This window comes from Bacillus carboniphilus, from assembly GCF_039522365.1.
Lineage (GTDB): Bacteria > Bacillota > Bacilli > Bacillales > JC228 > Bacillus_BF > Bacillus_BF carboniphilus.
On the sequence record NZ_BAAADJ010000064.1, the window covers coordinates 217,226 to 239,600 of the forward strand.

A 22,375-nucleotide genomic window follows, 5' to 3' on the forward strand; every position below is an offset into this window, starting at 1 on the left:
TATTACCTCCAGTTAATTATCATTGAAAATCATTGTTTCAATTTGCTCGTCCGTGTATTTCAAATCACTTAGTCGTTCTTTAATCATTGATATAGCCTTCAATTTATTTTTCGCAATTGTATTGTCCAAAGAGAAGTTGGTGCTATTTTCAACCATATCTTGAAATTGAAGAATCAATCGTCTAAGTAATGTAATTGCGCCTGAAATATCTTCTTTACATAGCATGAATGAAGGGCAGTTCCAACATTTAAGATAGTGATTACAAGTGTGGTCTTCATCAAAGCAATAACCCATTTCAGTGCTTCTTCCATGTCTGGATATAAATTCATGAAGCTCCATATTAGTTGCTAAGTCTCTTGTCATGTCTGTATCAGGATTGTTTGAGGTTAAAAGTTCAATCATCTTTAAGTAAAACTTTCCAGTAATTTCGCCTTTTTCATACTTATCTAAAGCGCGAAATAAAAGAGCATTTTTAGCGTGTTTGCTTTTTATATATGCCTTTCTTATCATTTTTCCATCGTGATGTCCTGCGGCTACTTGGGCAGCTTCTTCGCTTCCAGTTTTTCTTATAATATGTGTTAGTAAATAATGTCGAAAGCTGTGTGTTCCAGCTTTAATTTCTTCGACTGGGGTGCCCAAAGAAACACTGATTGCTGGTTTGATTACTTCGTACAAAAATTCCACTATATTAGTCGGTGTCAAGACTTTACTTGAATTTTCAAATTGGAATAAATGAATATAAGAACGATTAAAGTTTTCGTTATAAACAGGCTTGAAACTGCCTCCATTAATACGATTTTCAAGAATACGAACAGCAGTAATACCATTCTCATCTACAATAGGGAATTGACCATTTTTATTTCCTGCTTTATCTGCATCTTGGGAGAATAAACCATACAAAGTCTTTTGATTTAGCATTGGATATATGCAGTTATTAGCTTCTAATGATAAAATGAATTTTTGTCTTACGGGACAACTAGAAGTTATTATCCAAAAATATTTACAAAGAAAATCCTTTTCATTTTTAGGCTTGAACTTCAATAGAAATTCAACGATTGCTTTTGGTGTCTCTTCATTTTCAAAAGCTAAACCATCTTCTTCTTCTCGAATTTTTTCTGCATGTTTTCTAATTCGTTTTAATGTTTGTTTTGGGAACTCAATTTGGCTAGGGAACACTTCATAAGCACCTGAAGCCCATTCGAAGAATGACAGTAACTTAGGGACATTTGTATTTATGCTACTAGCCTTCATACCCTTCATTTCTAAATATTCAATGTAACGTTCTAAATCAATAGAGTTAAAATTAGAACAGTCTTTAATATTCTGTTTATCTACATAATCTATGAATCTTTTTAATGCAGAAAATGTATTTTTAATAGTTTCCGGTTTTGTAGCGTTCGATTTTAAAAAAGATTCATAATCATCCATTGCTTGTCCATAAACAGGGTGTTGTTTCAAAATTTCTGTATTCTTTCGATTAGTTTGTTGTCTAGCAACGCTTTTTTTAGTTGAATAATCTAAATCAAAAAGTAATTGTCTTACTTTATTAGGACTATATCTGGACGTATTATGAATTGAATTGAAATGGGCACAGTCATTCTCAATATTAGAGTGAACTAACTCTTCCAATTTCTTGTTTCTCCAAAGTAAATGTATAGGTAAATATTTTTGTAATGGAATTCTAGTCACCTTAGAGTACTGACTGATTTTAGCAATTTCATATTCACTTAGAATGTTGTGAAAAACTGCCCAATTTATTATTAGCGTGTTGAGTTGAATTGAAGAAAAGTATTTTACCAATTTCGGTCTAATTAAATCATCTTGAAAAAGCCTATAATAAACTGCCCAATTAAAAATATAATGGGCTTCGGACATACCGTGCCTATTAAACCTAATAGGTTTATCAAGCCATGCAATCGGTTCTGGAAATTTTTCAATCAATTGCTTTGCAACATGAACTGATCCAGAATAAAAACCTGGCGCAGAAAATAGATAACGGGCCATACGAGCAATTTTTTCGTATTCAATAACAGAAAACCATTGTACTTTAGTCAAATTGTTCCCCCTGACTCTTATTGTTAAAAGTATCTTTCATGTGTTCCGATGTGGATTCAGGTTTGTTGTCTTCTAAGTAATGTATATAGGTGATTCGAGTAGTTTCTGTATCTGAATGGCCTAACATCCTGGATACATCGTCTAAGCTTGTTTTTTTTATTCTGAGAAGATAGGTGGCAAAATAGTGCCTAAATGAATGTGGGTACATCCAAGTTAAATTTAAGTTTGTTTTTTTGAAAAGTTGTCGGGTTAAATTTTTTATTATTTGATAAACAGTACCGTTATTCATTGGTTTACATTTATTCTTTTTTGAAATAAATAGGTATCCATGTTCTTTTGTTTGATTAGCCCTCATTAAAAGTATCCGTTCCCTGATAGCTGCGTATAGGATTGCAGTAAACTCCTCTTGTGCGAATGCATATGGTATTTCTCTACTCCCAGTTTTATGCCTAGATTTAAAGTGAGTTTCACTAGTATCATCATCCTCAATTTCGCATACCCATTTTTCAATTGAATGATTAAAATACAAATCACCAAGTCGTATCTCTTTAATCTTCGACATCGCATCATGATAATTCATGGACAAAAAATTAGGTGCAATATTGGAATCTATTATTCTAATATTTGATAATTCTCCGCCTCTTATGCCAAACCCAACCAATGTATGTACTAATAGTTTATTTATTACTGATACTTCATTCGTATATTCTAAAATACGCTGTATTTCTTCGACTGTAGGAATCGTTCCTTTAAAAGGTGTAACTTTCCTTTTATTTGATATTTTTAATTTAATCCCAGCTTTATCAAACAAATATTTTATATCATAGTGAATTATCTTTTTCTTGCCCTTTACTGTTGAAGAATTGGTGCTTTTTTGGGTAGTTGCTTTTATTGGAAGTGTAATCATTTTCAATTCACTAAATTTAACTGTTCTCTGTTTCAAGAATGAAAGGTACCCTAATACATTGGATACAGTTCGGTACATTAAGCTATCACTTATTCTTCCGTAAGATGATACCTCTTTCTTACCAAACTCATTAGGTTCAATCTTACTGATCTCCTCATTTGTTGTATTCAATGGTATAAAGTCAAGTAATGACCATTCGATACTCCTTCTGACCTTTATCCTTTTAACAGCTATTACTGATAAATAATCAATGAATCCAATTAATAGTTCTGATAAATCCTCAACTGATTCCAAAGGGATTTCAAATATCATAAGGTAATCTAGAAATCTTTGAATATCATTCCCTATAGCTCTAATTGTGTTAGGAGAAGCAGAACTATTATTTAACTCAATTAAATAGGATGTAGAAAAATGTTCAGTTCTCTGATTAGGTTGTACTAAACAAAATAAATTCTCATCAGGTAAAAAGTCTAAGTAGTGTAGTCCATTGATTTTCTTATTATATAGGTAGTCAGTTAAATGATTTATTCTAACCTTATTATCCATAATCCTATTTATCGATTTAAAGGTACCATAGGTCATATAATCCCTTCCTCTAATTACAGAATATTAAATAAAAGAGTAAAGGTCCTCGCGGACATTTAGTTCTGCGGATGGTTATCCTCGCTTCATGGCTATGTCTCCTAAAAACATTACTAAATATTACCTGCTTTAAATCTTTTCTATATTCTAAAGATTGTATACTAGCAACTATTATTTATCTACAGTAAATATCCTTCGAGTTACTGTAGTGAAAAATGAGTAAATGCATATAAACAAAGGATTAAACAAATAGTTCTAAATTTAGCCCATTGAAATTGAAGGACGCAGTGAAGTAAAGTCTTGGTTATTACATACACATGGAATGGAGACGTTTTAAACTACAGTAAAACCTAGGTGATTTTTGTTTTTTTTCAGAAAGGATCTGTTAAAGAAAACCAATCTTTTTACTTCATTTTGAATCTGTTGACAATTAGTATTGTTTGGACTATCCTAAAATTATGCTAATAAACGACTGTTTGTTATCTCTCTCACCATTTTTTTGGTCTTTAGCATTCTTTTAATTTGTAAATTGACTGGGTGAAAAAGAATCCAATTATAAAAGTAGGGCGTAACGAACAACAGAAGAAAATACAAAAAATCATGTGAGATATAAAAAGGTAGCTCTTCAAAAAACTTCATTGTACTGAGGTTAGTTGAAGTGAAGCCGACAATTTTCAAGACTCAATGCTTCTAAGCGTTGAACCTTGTGGTTGTCGGTTTTTTTATTGAAAACTTTTTTAAGGGTGAATTTGAAATGATACCCTCATCGGGTTTGTCATCATCAGTATTACCGTTATTTTTGGTTACGCTTATTGCTTCTGGGTTAAGTGGCATTTTGTATTTACATCCAAGGATACCACTAGGTTTTGTTCGAGTTCATATTAAGATCGTGGCAATACCACCTTTGATTTCCTTAGTGGTTTTTGCGATTATAGAACACAATGGAATAACTGGTCTGTTTTACCTGGATTCATTAGCTTGGTTAATGGCTTTCTTTGTTCTTACAATTGGCTTAATTATTCAGCGTTTTTCGGTCCGTTACTTAATGGGCGACCGTTCCTATCGAAAATACTTTGCGCTCTTTACTTTCACTACTGGTGCAGCTTCAGTTACTTGGTTAAGTGGTGACTTTCGCTTAATGCTTTTATTTTGGGGATTGACTCTCATTGGATTAATTTTGCTGATCAGGCTAAATAAGGTTTGGAAAATAGCTAATGAAGCAGCCAAGGGTTCCGGCCGGTTATTTATGCTGAGTTGGGTTTCTTTGTTACTAGCAACAACTTGGCTTTATCAAGTCACAGGTCATTGGCAGTTCTCATTATCATTAACTGATGAAGGCTTGTATCAAATCGGATTATGGGAAAGGACAGGCATTAACTTATTGATTGTATTGGCTGTGATTATTCCTGCGGCACAGTGGCCATTCCAAAGATGGTTGATAGAGTCTGTAGTTGCTCCGACACCGGTTTCAGCAATTATGCATGCAGGTTTAGTGAACGCAGGTGGGATTATGTTAGCTCGATTTTCACCTCTTTTCAATGGTGATATAGCCTCGATTATTTTACTCATGTTTGCGACCATTTCTGTATTGATTGGGTCTGGTATTAGTTTGGTACAGGTTGACTATAAACGCCAGTTAGTAGGATCTACGATTGGACAAATGGGTTTCATGCTCATTCAGTGTGCACTAGGTGCGTATATTGCAGCTATTATACATCTTATTTTACATGGGTTATTTAAAGCCACGTTATTCTTACAAGCTGGTTCTGTTGTGTCCAGTTTTTCACAACCTTCTCTCGTTCGTGAAAAACCGTCCAATGTGTGGATAATGGTAGGTCGGGTTTTAGGTCTGGTATTAGGGACTGCTTTTTGGTTTATGGAACCCGGAGATGGGTATCAATTGATTAGTGCGATAATATTAGGATGGTCTTTGTCCATTTCTTGGACACAGCTCGTAGCATTAGGGAAGGGAAGAATTGTTCGAATTGCTGGCATATCAATTTTAGGAGGAGCTACCGTTTTTTATTTTTTCATTCACAATCTCTTTTATGAATGGTTGCATACGAGCGTTTATACAAGTGTTCAACCTCCAATGCCAGTTGTCATCATTGTCTTAAGTCTCTTATTATTTGGTAGTTCTTTAGGTACTTGGGCTGTTCGTAATCGTTCATCTGGTTCCTTCGCAGTACTCTACCTATGGTTATTACGATTAGGTGAAGCCAAACCAAGATCAGTAGAGAGTCATCCAAACTACCTTAAACAATATTTACCCTAGGGAGGTCCTCGATACATGGGAGCAACTTCCGTATTAATGAAAGAAAATGTACGAAAGAAGAATACTGGTATTGAGTTTCAAGAAAACGATATTAACGTTTTGATTGAAATTGCTAGTCGAGTGATTGCCCCACTCTGGCCAATTTCTACATTTGCAGCACGTCATCCCTGGATGGGATTAGAAAGGCAATCCTTTGACCAGGTCGCAGCTTGGCTAAAAGAAACCCATGATGTTGATATATACCCTAGTGTATCTATGATTCTTTCTGCCAAAGAAAAAGGGGAGATTGATGAAGCTTTTGTGAAATTGGGGCTACAGCAATGGCTTGATTCCCATTCCTTTACTATTTCACGTTGCGTTTTGGAAAGATTTTGTCACAGGGCACTAAAATTAGAACCATTACCTAATAGTCTTTTATCATCCCAACAACTAGAGGAATTGGTAGATGAATATTGTGAACGGAATGCGTCTAGTAGTGAGCACCGCCCTACTCAACCAGTAAGTTTCCGTATTAGGAATCAACATGGTGAAAGGCTGGTTAACATTCTAGATTACCATGTCATAAAGTGGTGTAAATTATATCTTGATGAATCTCAAGCTGGTTGGTCCATGCCCAATCGTAAAGAAGGATTCTATTCTGCATGGCGTCGTCTCGTACAATATGACCCGGCACTTAGTAAAAAGCAACGTGATAGACTTAAAGGTTTGCCCAATGAGGCAAATAAGGCATTACAAGAAGTCTTATTTGCACTAAAAGTTCCTATTTCAGAAGTACAGACTTATCTTGAAGGGCATTTACTCTCTTTACCTGGATGGGCAGGGATGATGTTATGGCGATCTAAACAATCAAGTCACGAGCAGGCCCTTCTAACAGAATATTTAGCAGTTCGGATATCCATGGAGTGGGCACTTGTGCAGCCTTACTTACCATTGACCAATCAACAATCTGAGAATAAGATCGCGACTGCATCCCTTATTGCTTCTTGGCTCCATTGGGTTGGACTTACCACTGAGGAATGGTCACAGTTGTCATCTGTTAAGCAAAACGAATATGTAATGTTCGCTCGTAGCTTTGATGAAAAGCTTTGCAAGAAAATCTGGTTAGAAGCTTGGGAGCAAACACAGTTAGATCGATTAAGACGGCAAATATCTTCTAACAAATGTAAGACAAAGGATAAAAAAACGTCATTAGCTCAATTTGCGTTCTGCATTGATGTTCGATCAGAACCTTTTCGTCGTCAACTTGAAAAGGAAGGTTCTTTCGAGACGATTGGAATTGCCGGTTTCTTTGGATTACCAATCGCAACTAGTAGACTAGGGAGTGATCTTAGTCACCCTTCTTTACCCGTTATCCTAAAGCCTCAGAACACTGTTAAAGAGGAAACGGGTCAGAAAGAACTCCAATCATATCTAGAACGGAAACAGGCAGTTCATTCGATTAGCAATACATTTAAAACAATGAAACAAAATGTACTCTCGAGCTTACTCTTACCTGAGTTGAGTGGACCTTGGCTAAGTTTACAAATGGTATTACGTAGTTTTATGCCAAGGAGAACAGGACATCTAATACGGAACCTTCGTGAGAGTTGGTTACGCAAACCGAATACAACACTCTCACTCCATCATGTTCATAATCAAGAGGAGTCGTTACCAATTGGTTTTTCAGAAGAAGAAAAAGTAAATTATGCTAGAAATTCTCTGAGAATGATGGGATTACTAAAGGATTTCTCACCATTAGTTGTATTTTGTGGACATGGTAGCCAAAGTACGAATAATCCTTATGCTTCTTCTCTCGACTGTGGGGCATGTGGTGGAGCTTCAGGTGGGTTCAATGCTCGGGTTTTAGCTACTCTATGTAACCTTCCAGAAGTGAGACAAGCTCTCTCTTCTGAAGGTATAACAATACCTGAAAATACCGTATTTGTTGCGGCTGAACATAATACAACGGTGGATGAGTTACATTGGATATATGTTCCTGATTTATCGGATGATGCACAGAAAGCGTTTAATCGTATCGAAGCCATCTTGCCAAGAGTGAGCCAAAATGCCAACAAAAAGCGGTTAGCCCAATTGGCACATCTTCAAAAGAAGCTTAAAAATCCGAACGCGGTAGCACACGAATTTGCGGAAGATTGGAGTGAAGTGCGTCCGGAATGGGGGTTAGCTCGCAATGCAGCTTTTATCATCGGCCAACGTGAACTAACTCAGAATTGTGACTTGGAAGGAAGAGTATTCCTCCATAATTATGATTGGAAACAGGATGAAAGTGGCGACCTCCTAGCCAGCATCATTGCTGGACCAGGAACAGTGACCCAATGGATAAACCTTCAATACTATGCTTCAACTGTTGCACCACATTATTATGGTAGTGGGAATAAAGTAACCCAAACTGTCACAGCCGGTCTAGGCGTTATGCAAGGGAATGCAAGTGATTTATTAGCTGGACTTCCTTGGCAATCCGTTATGCTATCTGATTACGAGGCTTTTCATTCTCCACTTCGCTTGCTGATTGTCATACAAGCACCTAAAGATTATGTAGAACAGTTGTTGAAAAATGATTCAATATTTCGAGAAAAAGTTCAAAATGGGTGGGTTCGACTTGCGAGTATTGATTCGGAAGGACGCTGGGAAACTTGGTAAATTCTGTGTTTATGCAAATGTCTACCTGTTAGCCTGAGCAATAAACATAAAAGGAGTGTACAATATGAACTTAGATAAAAACCAAAAGGCATTATTTGTAATGGATGTGGATACTAATTTGGACCCTATACTACAAGAGTTACCCAACATATCTCCAGAGAATATTCTGTCTATACAGTGTTATGGACCAGTGATTTCAAGTCCATATGGGGATATTATGAAGTCTGTAATCTATGCTATTTACCAGGAGAATGTTGAGGAGATTTTTGTTGTAGTACCAAAGGAAAAAGAGTCTCCTTCTGGGAATTCATTTTCTCAACTTGATTCCATTCAAGACCATATTCAAACGTTGGATTATCTTTTTCAAAATAGCAATCCTGAATTTCAAGGTGGTACTGTCCAAGATTGGCTATATCTAAAAGGAAGTGGTAGTGAAAATATCAACAAATGCGTGGATATGATTCAAAACCATCCACTAGTCCCGGCACAGGTTAAAGTACGTGGGTTAATAGTTGATTTTGTAGATGGGGATCTTTTGGTCGTGGAAGTTCCTCTTGAGAAAGAAGAGGCAAAACTAAATTCTTGAAAACCTTCAAACATAAACAACCATCAAGTAGTCAAGACCAATTGTGCAATTCAATAGGAAGTGAATCATTTATGAAAATATCAAAGGGCACATATGAATCAGATATTAGTAAAGCAATTACGCATTGGGAAAAGGATTTTCTTGGGCGAGGATCAGTATCTGTTAAAACGGATATATTACGGGATATGATTATTGTGAATCTTCAGGGAATTTTAACCCCAGCAGAATATACTGTTTGCGAATCGAAAGAGGGGCTATTGACAATTAAGAAAACTCGTTCCGAATTAGTTGAGTCAGGTATAGAAGACCTGAAGAATATAATCTTCACTATAACTGGAGAGGAAGTAAAAAGTTTCCATACAGACATAAGTTCACGAACAGGTGAGAGAGTAATGGTATTTAAATTATATGATAATCTTGAAAAGAAGCTCTCAGAGTAAGGTATAATATAATTGTTTATCTTTGTGAAATTACTTAAATATATTCCAACTTTAAAAATAGTTACACTAAAGAAGGTGATTTAATTGACTATTAAGGAGTTGTCAGACCAACGATTGGTTGATATATATTTAAAGGCGCAGCTTAAAAGGTTGGACAAAGATTTCATTGAGATACTTTATAAAGAGATTAAGCGAAGAGGCGTTATTTACTTAATCTCAGACACAATTAAGAAAGCTGATAAGAAATAATTTGTAAAATGTCTACATGATTTATTAGAAAGAGGATAGAGTCTATTTACCTCTACCCTCTGATATTCTTTTTACGCGCTTGCTAGTTTTTATTGCGATAACAGTTAAAATTGCAGTGTAGATTGTCGTCAGAAAAAGCGCAGTAAAACCAGTGTAAAACATGATATTTATCTTTTGTCTTGTGCTACCAATGTTAATGTTAATCACCTCAGTAATAATTATTTGAACCGTGTTCATTATTTATTCTACTGTCGGATAGTATCATGGAAGGTAACCCTAAGTATCATTTTTCTTTTTTTGTTTGGCTAATTTAACTTTGTCCATCGTTCCAGGAGGTTGCTCTAACCATTCATTATCGATCATTAAATAAGCAATGTCTTTGGCGTATTGCCCAATCTCGAGTGAAAGACGTTCATAATTTATTACTAAATCACTTCTTTGGCTTGCAGCTGCAGCCGTAGCATAATTACCAGTTCCTGCAGCAGTTAGAAATGCCTGATGAAACATTATTAACTTATCGGAAAAAACCTGTTCTGTTAAATTTGTGATGGAAACATCAGAAGAAACAGGTGGCTGGGTGTCGTTATCAAGCAAAATAGAAGAGAATAATCGCACATGTTTTTCGGATATATCCTTACCACGCAACATTAAGTTTTGTACTTCTTTTCTAGGAGAGGTTTGGGCAAAGCTTAATGATAACTTAGCACCAATTAAGTTATTTTGAATGTTCATATTCAAATGTGACAATTCAATTGAATTTAATGGACGCTTATCTGAAAATGGATTCAAACTCCTTAGGTAACTTTTGCTGTCAACATAATCTTTTTGCTTAGGATAATCAATATAAGGCGAACGAACAAACAGTCCCTTTTTTAGTAGTATTTCAGAGCTTTCATCATATAAATCTGAAGTCAAATAAAGAATATTCTTGAAAACCTTCCGAACATCATTCCTAGCACACATTGACAAAAATCCGCTGTAACCTAACATTCCAGCTTTAGACATGTGATTTAGATAAGTGATCATAAATGAATCGGTAAATAAACGAGGAGCGTTTAAGTTTACATCACTATCAGAAAAACCATTAGGAATGGGGATGTTTTCCTGGATAAATATTTCAGTTAAATGTGCAATGTGTTCCGTCGAAATACTAAGACCTTTTTCAATAATCGATTTTACTTCAGGGTCATCAACTTTTTTTACTAGATAGTTCATAAGTTGAATTGACATGCTATTGTTCATATAGGATGTCCAAATTGAAGCAATTTCTGAAGATGTAAGTTGAATAATACCATTACTCATTTGACCAAGCCCTTTCTAAACATCATTAAATTTATTATTTGGAAATAGTGTGTTTTTATTCCTATAGTGAACACTTATCACCATTTATTCCTCTTTGGGAAAGAAACTGTTCTGAAGTGTGATAGATGGAAGGTTCGTTCCCACTAATTAAAAACTCGGGAACTATGCACCTTTTCCAAACATCGAAACTATTTATTGATGTATGTTCCATTAGAAAGGAGAAGGATTTTTTTAGAGGTGTTTACATATCTGAATTGGTAATTCTTTTTACTTTCGACCGATTGGTCAGAATATTAAGTTTTCAATTAACGGGTGCGTTTGTTTAAAAAGAATATAATCTAAAGTTCAATAGTATACTTTGATTAAGAGTAGAAATTGTAATATAATGAAAATGCGAATATGCTATGACTGCTGTTACGTGTAGAAAGAGTCCCTGTTGCGAAAGGCAGGGACTCTTTTTACATAGTATGTTAGATAAAAGTTAATTTAAATAAGCAATTGGCATAGGTGGCCTATATTATTTGGTTTGTAAATAAACAAATGGATAAAAGAAAACGCATTAATTTCTTATTTTAAAGGTAGTCAGTTAAACTATGTAATTTAACTTTATTATCCACAATCCTATTTATTGATTTAAATGTAACATATGTCATTTAATTCTTCCTTTAATTACAGAATATTAAATAAAAAAGCTAAGGTCCTCGGACGTACCTTCCTGCGGATCGCTATCCTCGCTCCGAGGCTATGTCCCCTAAAAAAAGCTACTGAATATTGTTTACTTTAAATCCTTTCTATATACTAAAAATTGTATACTAGCATCTATTGTTTATCTACAGTAAAAATCCTTGGAGTTACTGTAGTAAAAAATGAGTAAATGCAAATAAATAAAGGGTTAAACAAATAGTCCTAAATTTAGCCATGCTAACCTGGAAAAGCTCTTAAGGATGCTGTGAAGTAATTACATACTCATATACAGGCTAAATAGGGACTGATTTAATCAGTCCCTATTTATTTTTTATCACCAAAAACAATTGAACATCTACTGAAAAGGTGCACATCCCTTCATTTTGTATATCCCAATATACATACCTTGCTTTAATAAGCCCCCCATCATAACTCAATAAAATTTTTCAAATTCCGATAATGAAATAGGATATAGGCATTGGGGTAAAATGAAAGTATGAAATGTATTTTTTTTGCTCCTTTTTACTTCATTATGCTAGTATGGTTCTTATCATAAACGGAATAAATAGACCCTTTTAATTGGCTTCGGGGAGGAGAACAAATGAAAGAAACGAACGTTCGTCAAATTGAAGAAGCAGTGAGACTGATTTTAGAAGCGATTGGTGAAGATCCCAACCGTGAGGGATTACTGGACACTCCGAAACGAGTGGCAAAAATGTATAGTGAGGTTTTTAGTGGACTAGAGGATGATCCCAAAACCTACTTTGAAACCATTTTTTCTGAAGATCACGAAGAACTTGTCTTAGTAAAGGATATCCCCTTTTATTCAATGTGTGAGCATCATCTAGTTCCTTTCTTTGGGCATGCACATGTCGCTTATCTTCCAAAGGGAGGAAAAGTTACTGGCCTAAGTAAGTTAGCTAGAGCAGTTGAGGCTGTAGCCAAGCGACCACAACTTCAAGAGCGTCTTACCGCTACGGTAGCGGATTCTATTGTAGAATCATTAGAACCACACGGTGTAATGGTTGTGGTAGAAGGAGAGCACATGTGTATGACCATGAGAGGGGTCAAAAAACCAGGTGCTAAAACGGTTACCATGGCTGTTAGAGGAGTCTTTGAAGAAGACCATACAAAACGAGCAGAAGTATTATCTTTTATAAAGAACTAACTGGAGATGAGTTCAGATGCAAAGGAATATAAATTCAGACCATATTATTATAAAAGCAGAGCAAGACGGTGTTCAGGTTATCGGCTTAACTCGGGGAAGTGACACTAGATTTCACCATTCTGAAAAGCTTGATACAGGTGAAGTTATGATTGCTCAATTTACAGAACATACATCAGCAATAAAAGTTCGTGGAAAAGCTAAAATTATTTCTTCTTATGGCGAGATTGAAGCCGGCAAATAGATAGGAGTTAACAGTCTACCTTTCCAGGTTATTTATGTTATAATGTAGACTGTTTAAAGGGAAGGGAAATGTGGTTGAGATGAAGGGTGATGGCATGAGCGTAATACATCAATTAACAACAAAAATAATAGAGCAATACAAAGACAAGACAAACCATCCATATGTTCAATCCGTTATCTATCACCCAACTCTTCAAGAAGAAAAGGTATACATATTAACAGCATGCATGCATGCTAAAGGACTCAATGAGTACGAGATTAAAAATAAATTACTAGCAACCATGCTGATTCAATCTGCACTTGATGTGCATGATTTAGTTGAGAATGATGAAGTTCACCAACCACTCATTGCAAAACAAATGGCTGTCCTTGCAGGAGATTACTATTCGGGGCTGTATTATAAGGTACTAGCTGATGAAAATGATATTTCCTTTATTCAACTATTGGCAAAAGGCACACAAGAGGTAAATGAAAATAAAATTCGGTTTACCCAAAAGGACTATAGTAATGAAGATGGTTTTCTTAAGATTTTAGAAAACATTGAAGCCTCGATTGCTAAAAGTGTTTGTCATTTTGTAAATGCACCTCAATGGGTTTCATTAGTTAGTTATTTCTTTTTATTGTTACGTCTCATAAGTGAAAAGAAATGCTGGAAAGAATCTAAAAAGTCTCAAGTGGTATCAAATTTCCGTGAATTACTGTTTCCGCGGAATCAAACAAATGGTATTACAAAAGACCAGGAAAGATTCGTATTGAATCAATTCAATCAAATGATCTCAGAGGTCCAACAAAAGTTGGAAGATAGTATAAACCAGGTATCCAATATGGAAGAAGAAGTTCTACAAAAAATGTATTCAGTTATTCGGCAGCACAAAGGTGTAGCCATTTCAGTAGTGGAAGAAGGGTAAGTTTATGACTACATCAAAAGAAGAACGCGTTCATAAGGTGTTTGAAAAAATATCAAACCAATATGATAAAATGAATTCAGTAATCAGTTTCCAACAACATATTAGATGGCGGAAAGACACCATGAAACGATTGGATGTTTTTAATGGAGCATCCGCATTAGATGTATGTTGCGGGACAGGGGACTGGACGATCGCAATGGCTAATGCTGTTGGAGAAACTGGTGAAGTAATAGGACTTGATTTTAGTCAAAACATGCTAAAGGTTGGTCAAGAGAAAACAAAGCCTTACCCTAATGTTAAGCTTATACACGGTAATGCTATGGAACTTCCATTTCCTGATAATCATTTTGATTTTGTCACAATAGGATTTGGACTTAGAAATGTACCTGACTACATGAAAGTTCTAAAGGAAATGAATCGTGTATTAAAACCGGGCGGGAAAGTAGCATGTCTCGAAACATCTCAGCCTACAATGGTCGGTTTCAAGCAATTATATTATTTATACTTTCGGTTTATTATGCCATTGTTTGGTAAGCTTTTTGCCAAAAGTTATCAAGAATACTCTTGGCTGCAAGAATCTGCTCGTGATTTTCCGGGTATGAAAGAATTAAAAAACATGTTTGAATCAGCTGGCTTTGAAAACGTTATCTATAAGCCATATAGTGGTGGAGTTGCAGCGGTTCATATAGGACATAAATCCAGGAACAAGGATTAAGATAGGTGAAAACGACATGAAACTAAAGCCTCTCTACTCTTTTCTTCAAGGGGATATTTCAAAAATTGAAAAAGAACTAGAACAAGCCATTCAGTCGCGTTCTTCGCTAATTGAGGAAGCTTCACTACATTTATTACAAGCAGGGGGAAAACGAATTCGCCCTGTTTTTGTGTTACTAGCAGGCCAATTTGGGAATTACAATATAGAGACTATGAAAAAAGTAGCTGTAGCTCTAGAAATGATTCATATGGCTTCTTTGGTACACGACGATGTAATTGATGAGGCTGATTTAAGACGTGGAAGACCAACCATAAAAGCAAAGTGGAATAACCGTGTAGCCATGTATGCTGGTGATTTCATGATGGGTCGGTCTTTAGAGGTCTTTACCTTAATTGAGAAACCAAAAGCGCATCAAATATTGGCTGATACGATTGTCCAAGTTTGTATTGGGGAAATCAAACAAATAGAAGATAAATATAGGTTTGATCAGCATCTAAAAGATTATCTAAGAAGAATTAAGAGAAAGACAGCTCTATTGATTGCAGCGAGTTGTCAAATTGGAGCAATTGCAGCAGAAGTTGATGAAGATATTCACGAGAAGCTGTATTTGTATGGTTATTACGTCGGTATGGCATACCAGATTACGGATGATATTCTAGATTTCACAGGTACTGAAAAACAACTAGGAAAACCTGCTGGGGGCGATCTTTTACAAGGTAATATTACATTACCAGTGTTGTTCGCGAGGCAAAATCCAGAATTCAGAGCGAAACTAGAAAAGGTTCATGAAAATATGGATCGCAATGATTTAAAAGAGATCATAGATGATCTTCAGACTTCTGGGGCAATCCAAAAATCATGGGAAGTCAGTAATCAATACCTACAAAAGGCGTTAAAGGTATTAAGTACACTGCCGAATAATAGAGCCAATAGAACGTTAAAAAATATCGCTTTATACATCGGAAAAAGGGATTACTGAGCCGATTTGGTATAGAGAAAACGTTGCCATTAAGTCTAAACAATGATAGTATTTGTTCTGGATGTTAATGCATTCGATACATAATGAAGTAGGAGTGGACAAACATGGAAAAAACTTTCTTAATGGTTAAACCAGATGGTGTACAAAGAAATCTTATCGGTGAAATCGTTGCTCGTTTTGAGAAAAAGGGCTTCCAATTAGTTGGAGCGAAACTAATGAGCATTCCACGTGAGTTAGCTGAAACTCACTATGGTGAACATAAAGAGCGTCCTTTCTTCGGAGAGCTAGTTGACTTTATTACTTCTGGTCCTGTTTTTGCTATGGTTTGGCAAGGAGAGAATGTAATTGCTACTGCTCGTCAAATGATGGGTTCTACAAACCCTAAAGATGCACAACCAGGAACAGTTCGTGGAGACTATGCCGTAACTGTTGGTAAAAACATCATCCACGGTTCTGACTCCCCAGAAAGTGCTGAAAGAGAAATCTCTATCTTCTTCAAATCCGAAGAGTTAGTAGACTATTCAAACGTAAGTAACGAGTGGATCTACTAAGAATAAATGAAAGTAAGGGCTGTTTAAAGTTTAAGTAATTAACTTTAAACAGCCCTTTTTCTATTTATACCTGCCATAAGTTGCAAAGGTTCCAAAAAGAACATATAAAATCAAAATACTCATCCAAATCAAAATTCTTCCGATATACTAATAAAGAGATCCATTGGCAGAAAGGACCGGATGAGATGAGCTATGACTACGAAGAATTTACACAATCCTTTTATAAACTAACAGGAATAGACCTTGCACAGTACAAGGAGGCACAAATGAAGAGAAGGTTGACTTCTCTTTATGAAAAAAAGGGATATAAGGATTTTTCTGATTTCTTTCAAGCAGTAGCAAAAGATTCAGCTCTACTTGATGAATTGTTAGATAAGATGACCATAAATGTGTCAGAATTTTATCGGAATGCCGCCAGATGGGATATTTTTAGAGAAAAAATTCTCCCTAGTCTTCTACAAACTCGAAGTAATCTAAAAGTCTGGAGTGCAGCTAGTTCAACAGGTGAGGAGCCTTATACATTGGCTATGATCTTAAGTGAGAACCTTCCCTTTTCAAAATTTAGAATTCAAGCAACTGATATAGACCTAAAAGCTCTTTCTAGAGCAAAGGAAGGAAAGTATCATGAACGAGCTATTCAAGAACTACCAATAACTCTTAGAGATAAGTGGCTTAAGAAGTCTGGTGATTTTTATAGTGTAAAAGATGAACTTAAAAAAGCTGTAGAGTATAAACGATTAAATCTATTAAAAGACTCCTTTCCTTCAGATCAAGATTTAATTGTTTGTAGAAACGTTTTAATTTACTTTACCGAAGAAGCAAAATTTGATCTATATGATAAGTTTGCAAAATCGTTGTCAAAAGGTGGCATTCTATTTGTTGGAAGTACAGAACAAATTTTTCATCCGGATAAATTTGGATTAAAAGTGGTATCACCGTTTTTCTACCAGAAAATGTAGAAATACTAGCATGAAGAGACCGAGATATAGATTCGGTCTTTTTTGTTACACTATTGGAAAGCATAGAATTTTAGCAAAGAAGTAATTCGCGTAGGAGAAATTTTTAGGTATATTATAAGGGCAACTACGCCGTCTGACATCACCTAAAGGCTCTCCGATCGGCGAGTTTTCTTTAAAATTATCTATGTAATCCCCTTGTACCTATGTTATAGTGGTACATAATCCTTTAATGAGTTGAAGGGAGAAAGAGTTTATGAGATATCTAACAGCAGGAGAGTCGCACGGTCCTAAATTAACAGCGATTATAGAAGGTTTACCCGCTGGTTTATCACTAGTGTCGGAAGATATAAATCAAGAGTTATCCAGAAGACAAAAAGGGCATGGCCGCGGCCGTCGTATGCAAATTGAAAAAGACCAAGTAGAAATTTCATCCGGTGTGAGGCACGGCCTTACATTAGGTTCGCCTGTTACATTAACAGTTGAGAATAACGATTGGACACATTGGACAAAAGTAATGGGAATTGAACCAATCTCAGATGAAGAAGAAAAAGAAGTGAAACGAAAAATTACACGACCAAGACCGGGTCATGCTGATTTAAATGGTGGTATGAAATATGGTCACCGTGATTTACGAAATGTTCTAGAAAGATCGTCAGCAAGAGAAACAACCGTTCGGGTCGCAGTAGGGGCAGTTGCAAAAAAACTATTAAGTGAACTAGGTATTGAAATTGTGGGCCATGTAAAAGAAATCGGTGGCATAAAAGCAGGGGGAGTTCCACCTGTGAAACTATCTGAATTAAGAGAAAAAACAGAGGCTTCTCCAGTAAGATGTTTCGATGATGAAGCTGCAGTAAAAATGATGCAAGCAATCGATGATGCCAAAAAGAATGGCGATTCTATTGGTGGAATTGTAGAGGTTGTAGCTGAAGGGATGCCTGTAGGAATTGGAAGCTACGTACAATATGACCGAAAGTTAGATGCCAAAATAGCAGGAGCAGTAATGAGTATTAACGCCTTTAAGGGAGTAGAGTTCGGCTTAGGCTTTGAAATGGCTAGAATTCCTGGGAGCCAAGTTCATGATGAAATTCTTTGGAGTGAATCAGAAGGATATACAAGAAGGACAAATAGACTGGGTGGATTTGAAGGTGGAATGACCACTGGAATGCCTATCGTGGTAAAAGGTGTTATGAAACCTATTCCAACTCTCTATAAGCCATTACAGAGTGTGGATATTGACACAAAGGAGCCCTTTAGCGCTAGTATTGAAAGGTCTGATAGTTGTGCTGTACCTGCTGCTGCTGTTGTCATGGAACACGTAGTTGCTTGGGAGCTAGCTTCAAGCTTAATCGAACACTTTTCAAGTGATCAAATGAAAGTACTACAAAGAAGCATACAGGAATATCGTCAATATACGAGGGAGTTTTAATGAGAAAGCTAAGTATTACAACAGATACTTCCAAGTATAATATTTTCATCGGTAACCAAATCACAGATTTTATAGTAGAGGACTTGTCTCGATTAGATAAGATAACAAAAGTAATGGTGATCTGTGACAAAAACATATCAAACTTATATCTAGAATCTTTCATATCAAAAATAAATCAATGGACTAAAGTTATTGTACAAATTGTTCCTAATGGGGAATATGCTAAATCCTTTACTACTTACGAAGAATGCATGAAAAAAGCAATACAAGAAGGATTAGATCGTCATTCGTTAGTTGTTGCATTTGGAGGGGGAGCGGTTGGAGACTTAGCAGGCTTTGTTGCAGCCACTTTTATGAGAGGAATCAGGTTTGTCCAAATTCCAACTACTCTACTCGCTCACGATAGTGCTGTGGGTGGGAAGACTGCCATCAATCACCCACTTGGGAAAAATATGGTTGGGGCATTTCATCAGCCTGAAGCAGTCTATTATGACCTCCAATATCTTCAAACATTACCAGTGCGCGAGAAGCTTTCGGGGTTTGCAGAACTAATAAAGCACGGCTTAATAGGTGATCGTGCTTTATTAGATAGGTTAACTGCGTATGTGAAATATATTGATTTTCAAACCATTTCCTTTTGGGAAGAAGCCATTGAAAAAGGTATTAAGGTAAAAGCAAGAATTGTAGAGCAGGATACAAAAGAGAAAAGTGTAAGAGCCTTTTTAAATTTTGGTCATACATTAGGGCATGCCATTGAAAATTTGTCAGAGTACCAGATTTCACATGGTGAAGCCGTTCTAAAGGGAATGATGTTTGCGCTTAACATTAGTGATACAAAACATTCCCTTGCCTTTTCTATTCAGGATTTTAAAGAATGGTTCATACAATTAGGTTACGACCCAGACATTCCTTCTCATATGAGTAATGCTCAGCTTCTAAGCCAAATGAAGAGAGATAAAAAAGTGGTTGGTGGAGCTATCAAGTTTATTTTACTAAAAGACATAGAACAGCCTTATATAACGGAAATGAACGATGAAGAATTGATTGACTTCTTAAATAAATTATCATGCTAATATAGGGAGGAGAGGATGGTTTAATGCTTCGAGGGGTGAGAGGAGCAACAACCGTTAATTCTAATGAGCCTGATGATATAATAGAGAAGACTTATGAACTATTAACATTGTTGATAGACAAAAATGGAATTCAACCGACAGATGTCTCATCCGTAATCATAACCGTCACCACGGATTTAAATGCAGAATTTCCAGCAAAAGCTATGCGGAAATTAAAAGGATGGACCTATGTACCTGTTATGTGCATGACAGAAATACCTGTCCCCCATGCCCTTGAGAAATGTATCCGTGTGATGATTCATACCAATACAGATATCCCACAACATGAGATTGCCCACATGTATCTACATAAAGCCAAAGGACTTAGACCAGATTTGGAAGAGGAGAGAAAAAGGAATGAAATGGATCAAACAGCTGAATGATTTGAAAGCCTATCAGCCAGGGAAAACGATTGACGAAGTAAAAAAAGAATTCGGGTTAGAAGAAATAATAAAATTGGCTTCAAATGAAAACCCTTATCGATACTCCCCGAAAGTAGATGAATTGCTAAAATCAGGCTCATTCCAACATATGATATACCCAGATGGGGCTGCAGTCTCGCTCCGCGAAGCAATGGCTAATTATTATGATCTTGAACCAGGAAATTTTATCTTTGGTAACGGTTCAGACGAGATCATTCAAATGATAACTCGCGCTTTAGTCGAGCCTGGTGTCAATACCGTTATGCCTACACCAAGTTTCCCACAATATAGACATAATTGTTATTTGCAAGGTGGAGAAAGTAAAGAGATTCCTCTTGTTAACGGTGAGCATGATCTACAATCCATGCTTCAGGCAATTGATGAAAATACCAGTATCGTTTGGCTGTGTAGCCCTAATAACCCAACGGGTACCTATATTCCAAAGACAGAACTTTTTGATTTTATTTCAAAGGTTCCTTCGCATGTTCTTGTCGTGATTGACCAAGCTTATCATGAGTATGTAACGGCAGATGATTATCCTGATTCACTTTCTATTTACCATGAATTTGATAACGTCATCCTTCTAAGAACCTTCTCCAAAATTTATGGACTTGCTGGATTCCGTGTCGGGTATGGAATTGCATCTAAAGAAATTGTTTCTAAACTAGATCCTGTAAGAGAACCTTTTAACGTGAATACTTTAGGCCAAATGGTTGCGAAAACAGCACTCGAGGATATTCAGTTTATTGAGGAATGTAAAATTAAAAATAGCGAGCAAAGAGACCGTTATTATCAATTTTGTGAGGAACACAATCTTCAATACTTTCCTACAGAAGGAAACTTTATCTTAATTAACATGGAAAAAGATAGCCAAGAAGTATGTGAATTCTTATTAAGGAATGGAGTCATTGTTCGCTCTGGAGCAGCTCTTGGTTATCTAGGCTGGATTCGGATTACAATCGGCCAACACGATGAAAATACAAAAGTATTCAAATTACTAAATCAGCTCGTTAACAACTAGTGACGACATGGGGGTAAGATCGTAATGGAAGGGAACGTCCTAATAATAGGGTTGGGGTTGATCGGAGGTTCCGTTGCTTTAGCAATCAAAAAAGAGCACCCAAACAGTAAGATTGGTGGATATGATCTTAACTCCGAAACCACTAAAATGGCACTTTTACTTCAGGTAATTGATGAAGAAATAACAAATGTCCAAGCATTCGCTGAAGAAGCGGATCTAATTATTCTAGCAACACCTGTTCAACAGTCTGAACAATGGATTGAAAAACTAGCTTCATGGAAACTAAAAAACGAAGCGATTGTGACAGATGTAGGAAGTACCAAAGGAAAAATCATGAATACCGCTAATCAGTTGATAAAACAAGGGGTCACTTTTATAGGGGGACACCCTATGGCGGGGTCACATAAAAGTGGAGTGCAAGCCTCAAAGGTTCACCTTTTTGAAAATGCTTTTTATTTACTAACTCCAGATAGAAATGTGTCTCAACTTAAAGTAGATCAATTAAAGAAATGGTTAAAAGGTACTCATGCACATTTTATTGTTGTTTCTCCAAGGGAACATGATGAACTAACAGGAATCGTATCTCATTTTCCACATATAATTGCTGCTTCAATTGTTCACCAAGCTTTTGGAGAATCACAGGTCAACCATGATTTACTTAAGCGGTTAGCTGCAGGTGGATTTAGAGATATTACGAGAATTGCCTCTAGTAACCCTCACATGTGGAGAGATATCCTTCTTCATAATAAAGATGTGTTATTAGATTTGATGAGCCAGTGGCAAGACGAGATGAGGGTTATAACGGACTTGATGCAAGCTGAAGATGCGGAAGGGATATTCGATTACTTTCAGCAAGCAAAGAATTTCCGAGACGACCTACCTGCTAAATCCAAGGGAGCTATTCCTTCGTTTTATGACTTATATGTGGATATCCCGGATTATCCAGGTATTATTTCTGAGGTGACTGGATATCTAGCACAAGAAAAAATTAGTATTACCAATATTAGAATTCTTGAAACCAGAGAAGATCTGTATGGAGTTCTAGTGCTTTCATTCCAAACAATAGAAGACCGTGAACGAGCTCAAGAATGTATTGGTAACTATACAGACTATGAAACAGTTATTTCAAATTAGAAATCTGTAATAGTGTGATA

At 36.1% G+C, this 22,375-nt stretch carries 20 protein-coding genes; 17 read left to right on the forward strand and 3 right to left on the reverse strand.

Annotated features, from left to right (window positions below):
- Positions 1–12: 12 nt before the first annotated feature.
- Together ABDZ91_RS21340 and ABDZ91_RS21345 are read right to left on the reverse strand one after the other, a co-directional pair.
- Positions 13–2,055 carry a phage integrase N-terminal SAM-like domain-containing protein gene (locus ABDZ91_RS21340; RefSeq protein WP_343803900.1) on the reverse strand — a complete coding sequence of 681 codons (2,043 nt, stop codon included), beginning with the start codon at positions 2,053–2,055 and terminating at the stop codon, positions 13–15.
- The gene (locus ABDZ91_RS21345; RefSeq protein WP_343803903.1) at positions 2,048–3,544 is read right to left on the reverse strand and encodes a tyrosine-type recombinase/integrase; all 1,497 of its coding nucleotides are present in this window, start codon (positions 3,542–3,544) and stop codon (positions 2,048–2,050) included. The genes ABDZ91_RS21340 and ABDZ91_RS21345 overlap by 8 nt, the downstream gene beginning before the upstream one ends.
- Before the next feature lie 754 nt (positions 3,545–4,298).
- Between ABDZ91_RS21345 and ABDZ91_RS21350 the strand changes: the two genes are divergently transcribed.
- From ABDZ91_RS21350 to sda, 5 genes are all read left to right on the forward strand, one after another.
- Positions 4,299–5,819 (forward strand): NADH dehydrogenase subunit 5, encoded by a 1,521-nt coding sequence (locus ABDZ91_RS21350; RefSeq protein ID WP_343803906.1) that lies wholly within the window; start codon positions 4,299–4,301, stop codon positions 5,817–5,819.
- A gap of 15 nt (positions 5,820–5,834) precedes the next feature.
- Positions 5,835–8,459 (forward strand): DUF2309 domain-containing protein, encoded by a 2,625-nt coding sequence (locus tag ABDZ91_RS21355; RefSeq protein WP_343803909.1) that lies wholly within the window; start codon positions 5,835–5,837, stop codon positions 8,457–8,459.
- A 64-nt stretch (positions 8,460–8,523) separates the two neighbouring features.
- Positions 8,524–9,045 carry a carbonic anhydrase gene (locus ABDZ91_RS21360; protein ID WP_343803912.1) on the forward strand — a complete coding sequence of 174 codons (522 nt, stop codon included), beginning with the start codon at positions 8,524–8,526 and terminating at the stop codon, positions 9,043–9,045.
- A gap of 71 nt (positions 9,046–9,116) precedes the next feature.
- Positions 9,117–9,485, forward strand: coding sequence for a Na-translocating system protein MpsC family protein (locus ABDZ91_RS21365; protein WP_343803915.1), 369 nt, complete (start codon positions 9,117–9,119; stop codon positions 9,483–9,485).
- An 84-nt stretch (positions 9,486–9,569) separates the two neighbouring features.
- Positions 9,570–9,734, forward strand: a complete 165-nt coding sequence (gene sda / locus ABDZ91_RS21370) for a sporulation histidine kinase inhibitor Sda (protein ID WP_343803917.1) — start codon at positions 9,570–9,572, stop codon at positions 9,732–9,734.
- 276 nt (positions 9,735–10,010) lie between these two features.
- On the opposite strand, the gene ABDZ91_RS21375 is transcribed toward sda, so the two are convergent.
- A complete protein-coding gene (locus ABDZ91_RS21375; RefSeq protein ID WP_343803920.1) occupies positions 10,011–11,036 on the reverse strand; it encodes a DUF3231 family protein in 1,026 nt (341 codons plus the stop codon).
- A gap of 1,285 nt (positions 11,037–12,321) precedes the next feature.
- Here ABDZ91_RS21375 and folE point away from each other — a divergent pair.
- The 12 genes from folE (at position 12,322) to ABDZ91_RS21435 (ending at position 22,355) form a co-directional block, all read left to right on the forward strand.
- A complete protein-coding gene (folE, locus tag ABDZ91_RS21380; RefSeq protein ID WP_343803923.1) occupies positions 12,322–12,888 on the forward strand; it encodes a GTP cyclohydrolase I FolE in 567 nt (188 codons plus the stop codon).
- Between the two features lie 16 nt (positions 12,889–12,904).
- Positions 12,905–13,129 (forward strand): trp RNA-binding attenuation protein MtrB, encoded by a 225-nt coding sequence (mtrB, locus tag ABDZ91_RS21385; RefSeq protein WP_343803926.1) that lies wholly within the window; start codon positions 12,905–12,907, stop codon positions 13,127–13,129.
- 79 nt (positions 13,130–13,208) lie between these two features.
- The gene (locus tag ABDZ91_RS21390; RefSeq protein WP_343804282.1) at positions 13,209–14,036 is read left to right on the forward strand and encodes a heptaprenyl diphosphate synthase component 1; all 828 of its coding nucleotides are present in this window, start codon (positions 13,209–13,211) and stop codon (positions 14,034–14,036) included.
- A 4-nt stretch (positions 14,037–14,040) separates the two neighbouring features.
- On the forward strand, positions 14,041–14,751 hold the full coding sequence (locus ABDZ91_RS21395; RefSeq protein WP_343803929.1) for a demethylmenaquinone methyltransferase: 711 nt from the start codon (positions 14,041–14,043) through the stop codon (positions 14,749–14,751).
- 16 nt (positions 14,752–14,767) lie between these two features.
- Positions 14,768–15,730, forward strand: coding sequence for a heptaprenyl diphosphate synthase component II (gene hepT, locus ABDZ91_RS21400; protein ID WP_343803931.1), 963 nt, complete (start codon positions 14,768–14,770; stop codon positions 15,728–15,730).
- A 104-nt stretch (positions 15,731–15,834) separates the two neighbouring features.
- Entirely contained in the window at positions 15,835–16,281 is a 447-nt protein-coding gene (ndk, locus tag ABDZ91_RS21405) for a nucleoside-diphosphate kinase (protein ID WP_343803934.1), read from the forward strand.
- Positions 16,282–16,466: 185 nt separating this feature from the next.
- Positions 16,467–17,240 carry a CheR family methyltransferase gene (locus ABDZ91_RS21410; RefSeq protein ID WP_343803937.1) on the forward strand — a complete coding sequence of 258 codons (774 nt, stop codon included), beginning with the start codon at positions 16,467–16,469 and terminating at the stop codon, positions 17,238–17,240.
- 253 nt (positions 17,241–17,493) lie between these two features.
- Entirely contained in the window at positions 17,494–18,666 is a 1,173-nt protein-coding gene (gene aroC, locus ABDZ91_RS21415; RefSeq protein WP_343803940.1) for a chorismate synthase, read from the forward strand.
- Positions 18,666–19,739: a 3-dehydroquinate synthase gene (gene aroB / locus ABDZ91_RS21420; protein WP_343803943.1), complete on the forward strand. Its 1,074-nt coding sequence runs from the start codon at positions 18,666–18,668 to the stop codon at positions 19,737–19,739. The genes aroC and aroB overlap by 1 nt, the downstream gene beginning before the upstream one ends.
- A 23-nt stretch (positions 19,740–19,762) precedes the next feature.
- The gene (aroH, locus tag ABDZ91_RS21425; protein WP_343803946.1) at positions 19,763–20,161 is read left to right on the forward strand and encodes a chorismate mutase; all 399 of its coding nucleotides are present in this window, start codon (positions 19,763–19,765) and stop codon (positions 20,159–20,161) included.
- Positions 20,136–21,221 (forward strand): histidinol-phosphate transaminase, encoded by a 1,086-nt coding sequence (gene hisC, locus ABDZ91_RS21430; RefSeq protein ID WP_343803949.1) that lies wholly within the window; start codon positions 20,136–20,138, stop codon positions 21,219–21,221. The genes aroH and hisC overlap by 26 nt, the downstream gene beginning before the upstream one ends.
- A 24-nt stretch (positions 21,222–21,245) precedes the next feature.
- Positions 21,246–22,355 carry a prephenate dehydrogenase gene (locus tag ABDZ91_RS21435; RefSeq protein WP_343803952.1) on the forward strand — a complete coding sequence of 370 codons (1,110 nt, stop codon included), beginning with the start codon at positions 21,246–21,248 and terminating at the stop codon, positions 22,353–22,355.
- Positions 22,356–22,375: the final 20 nt, after the last annotated feature.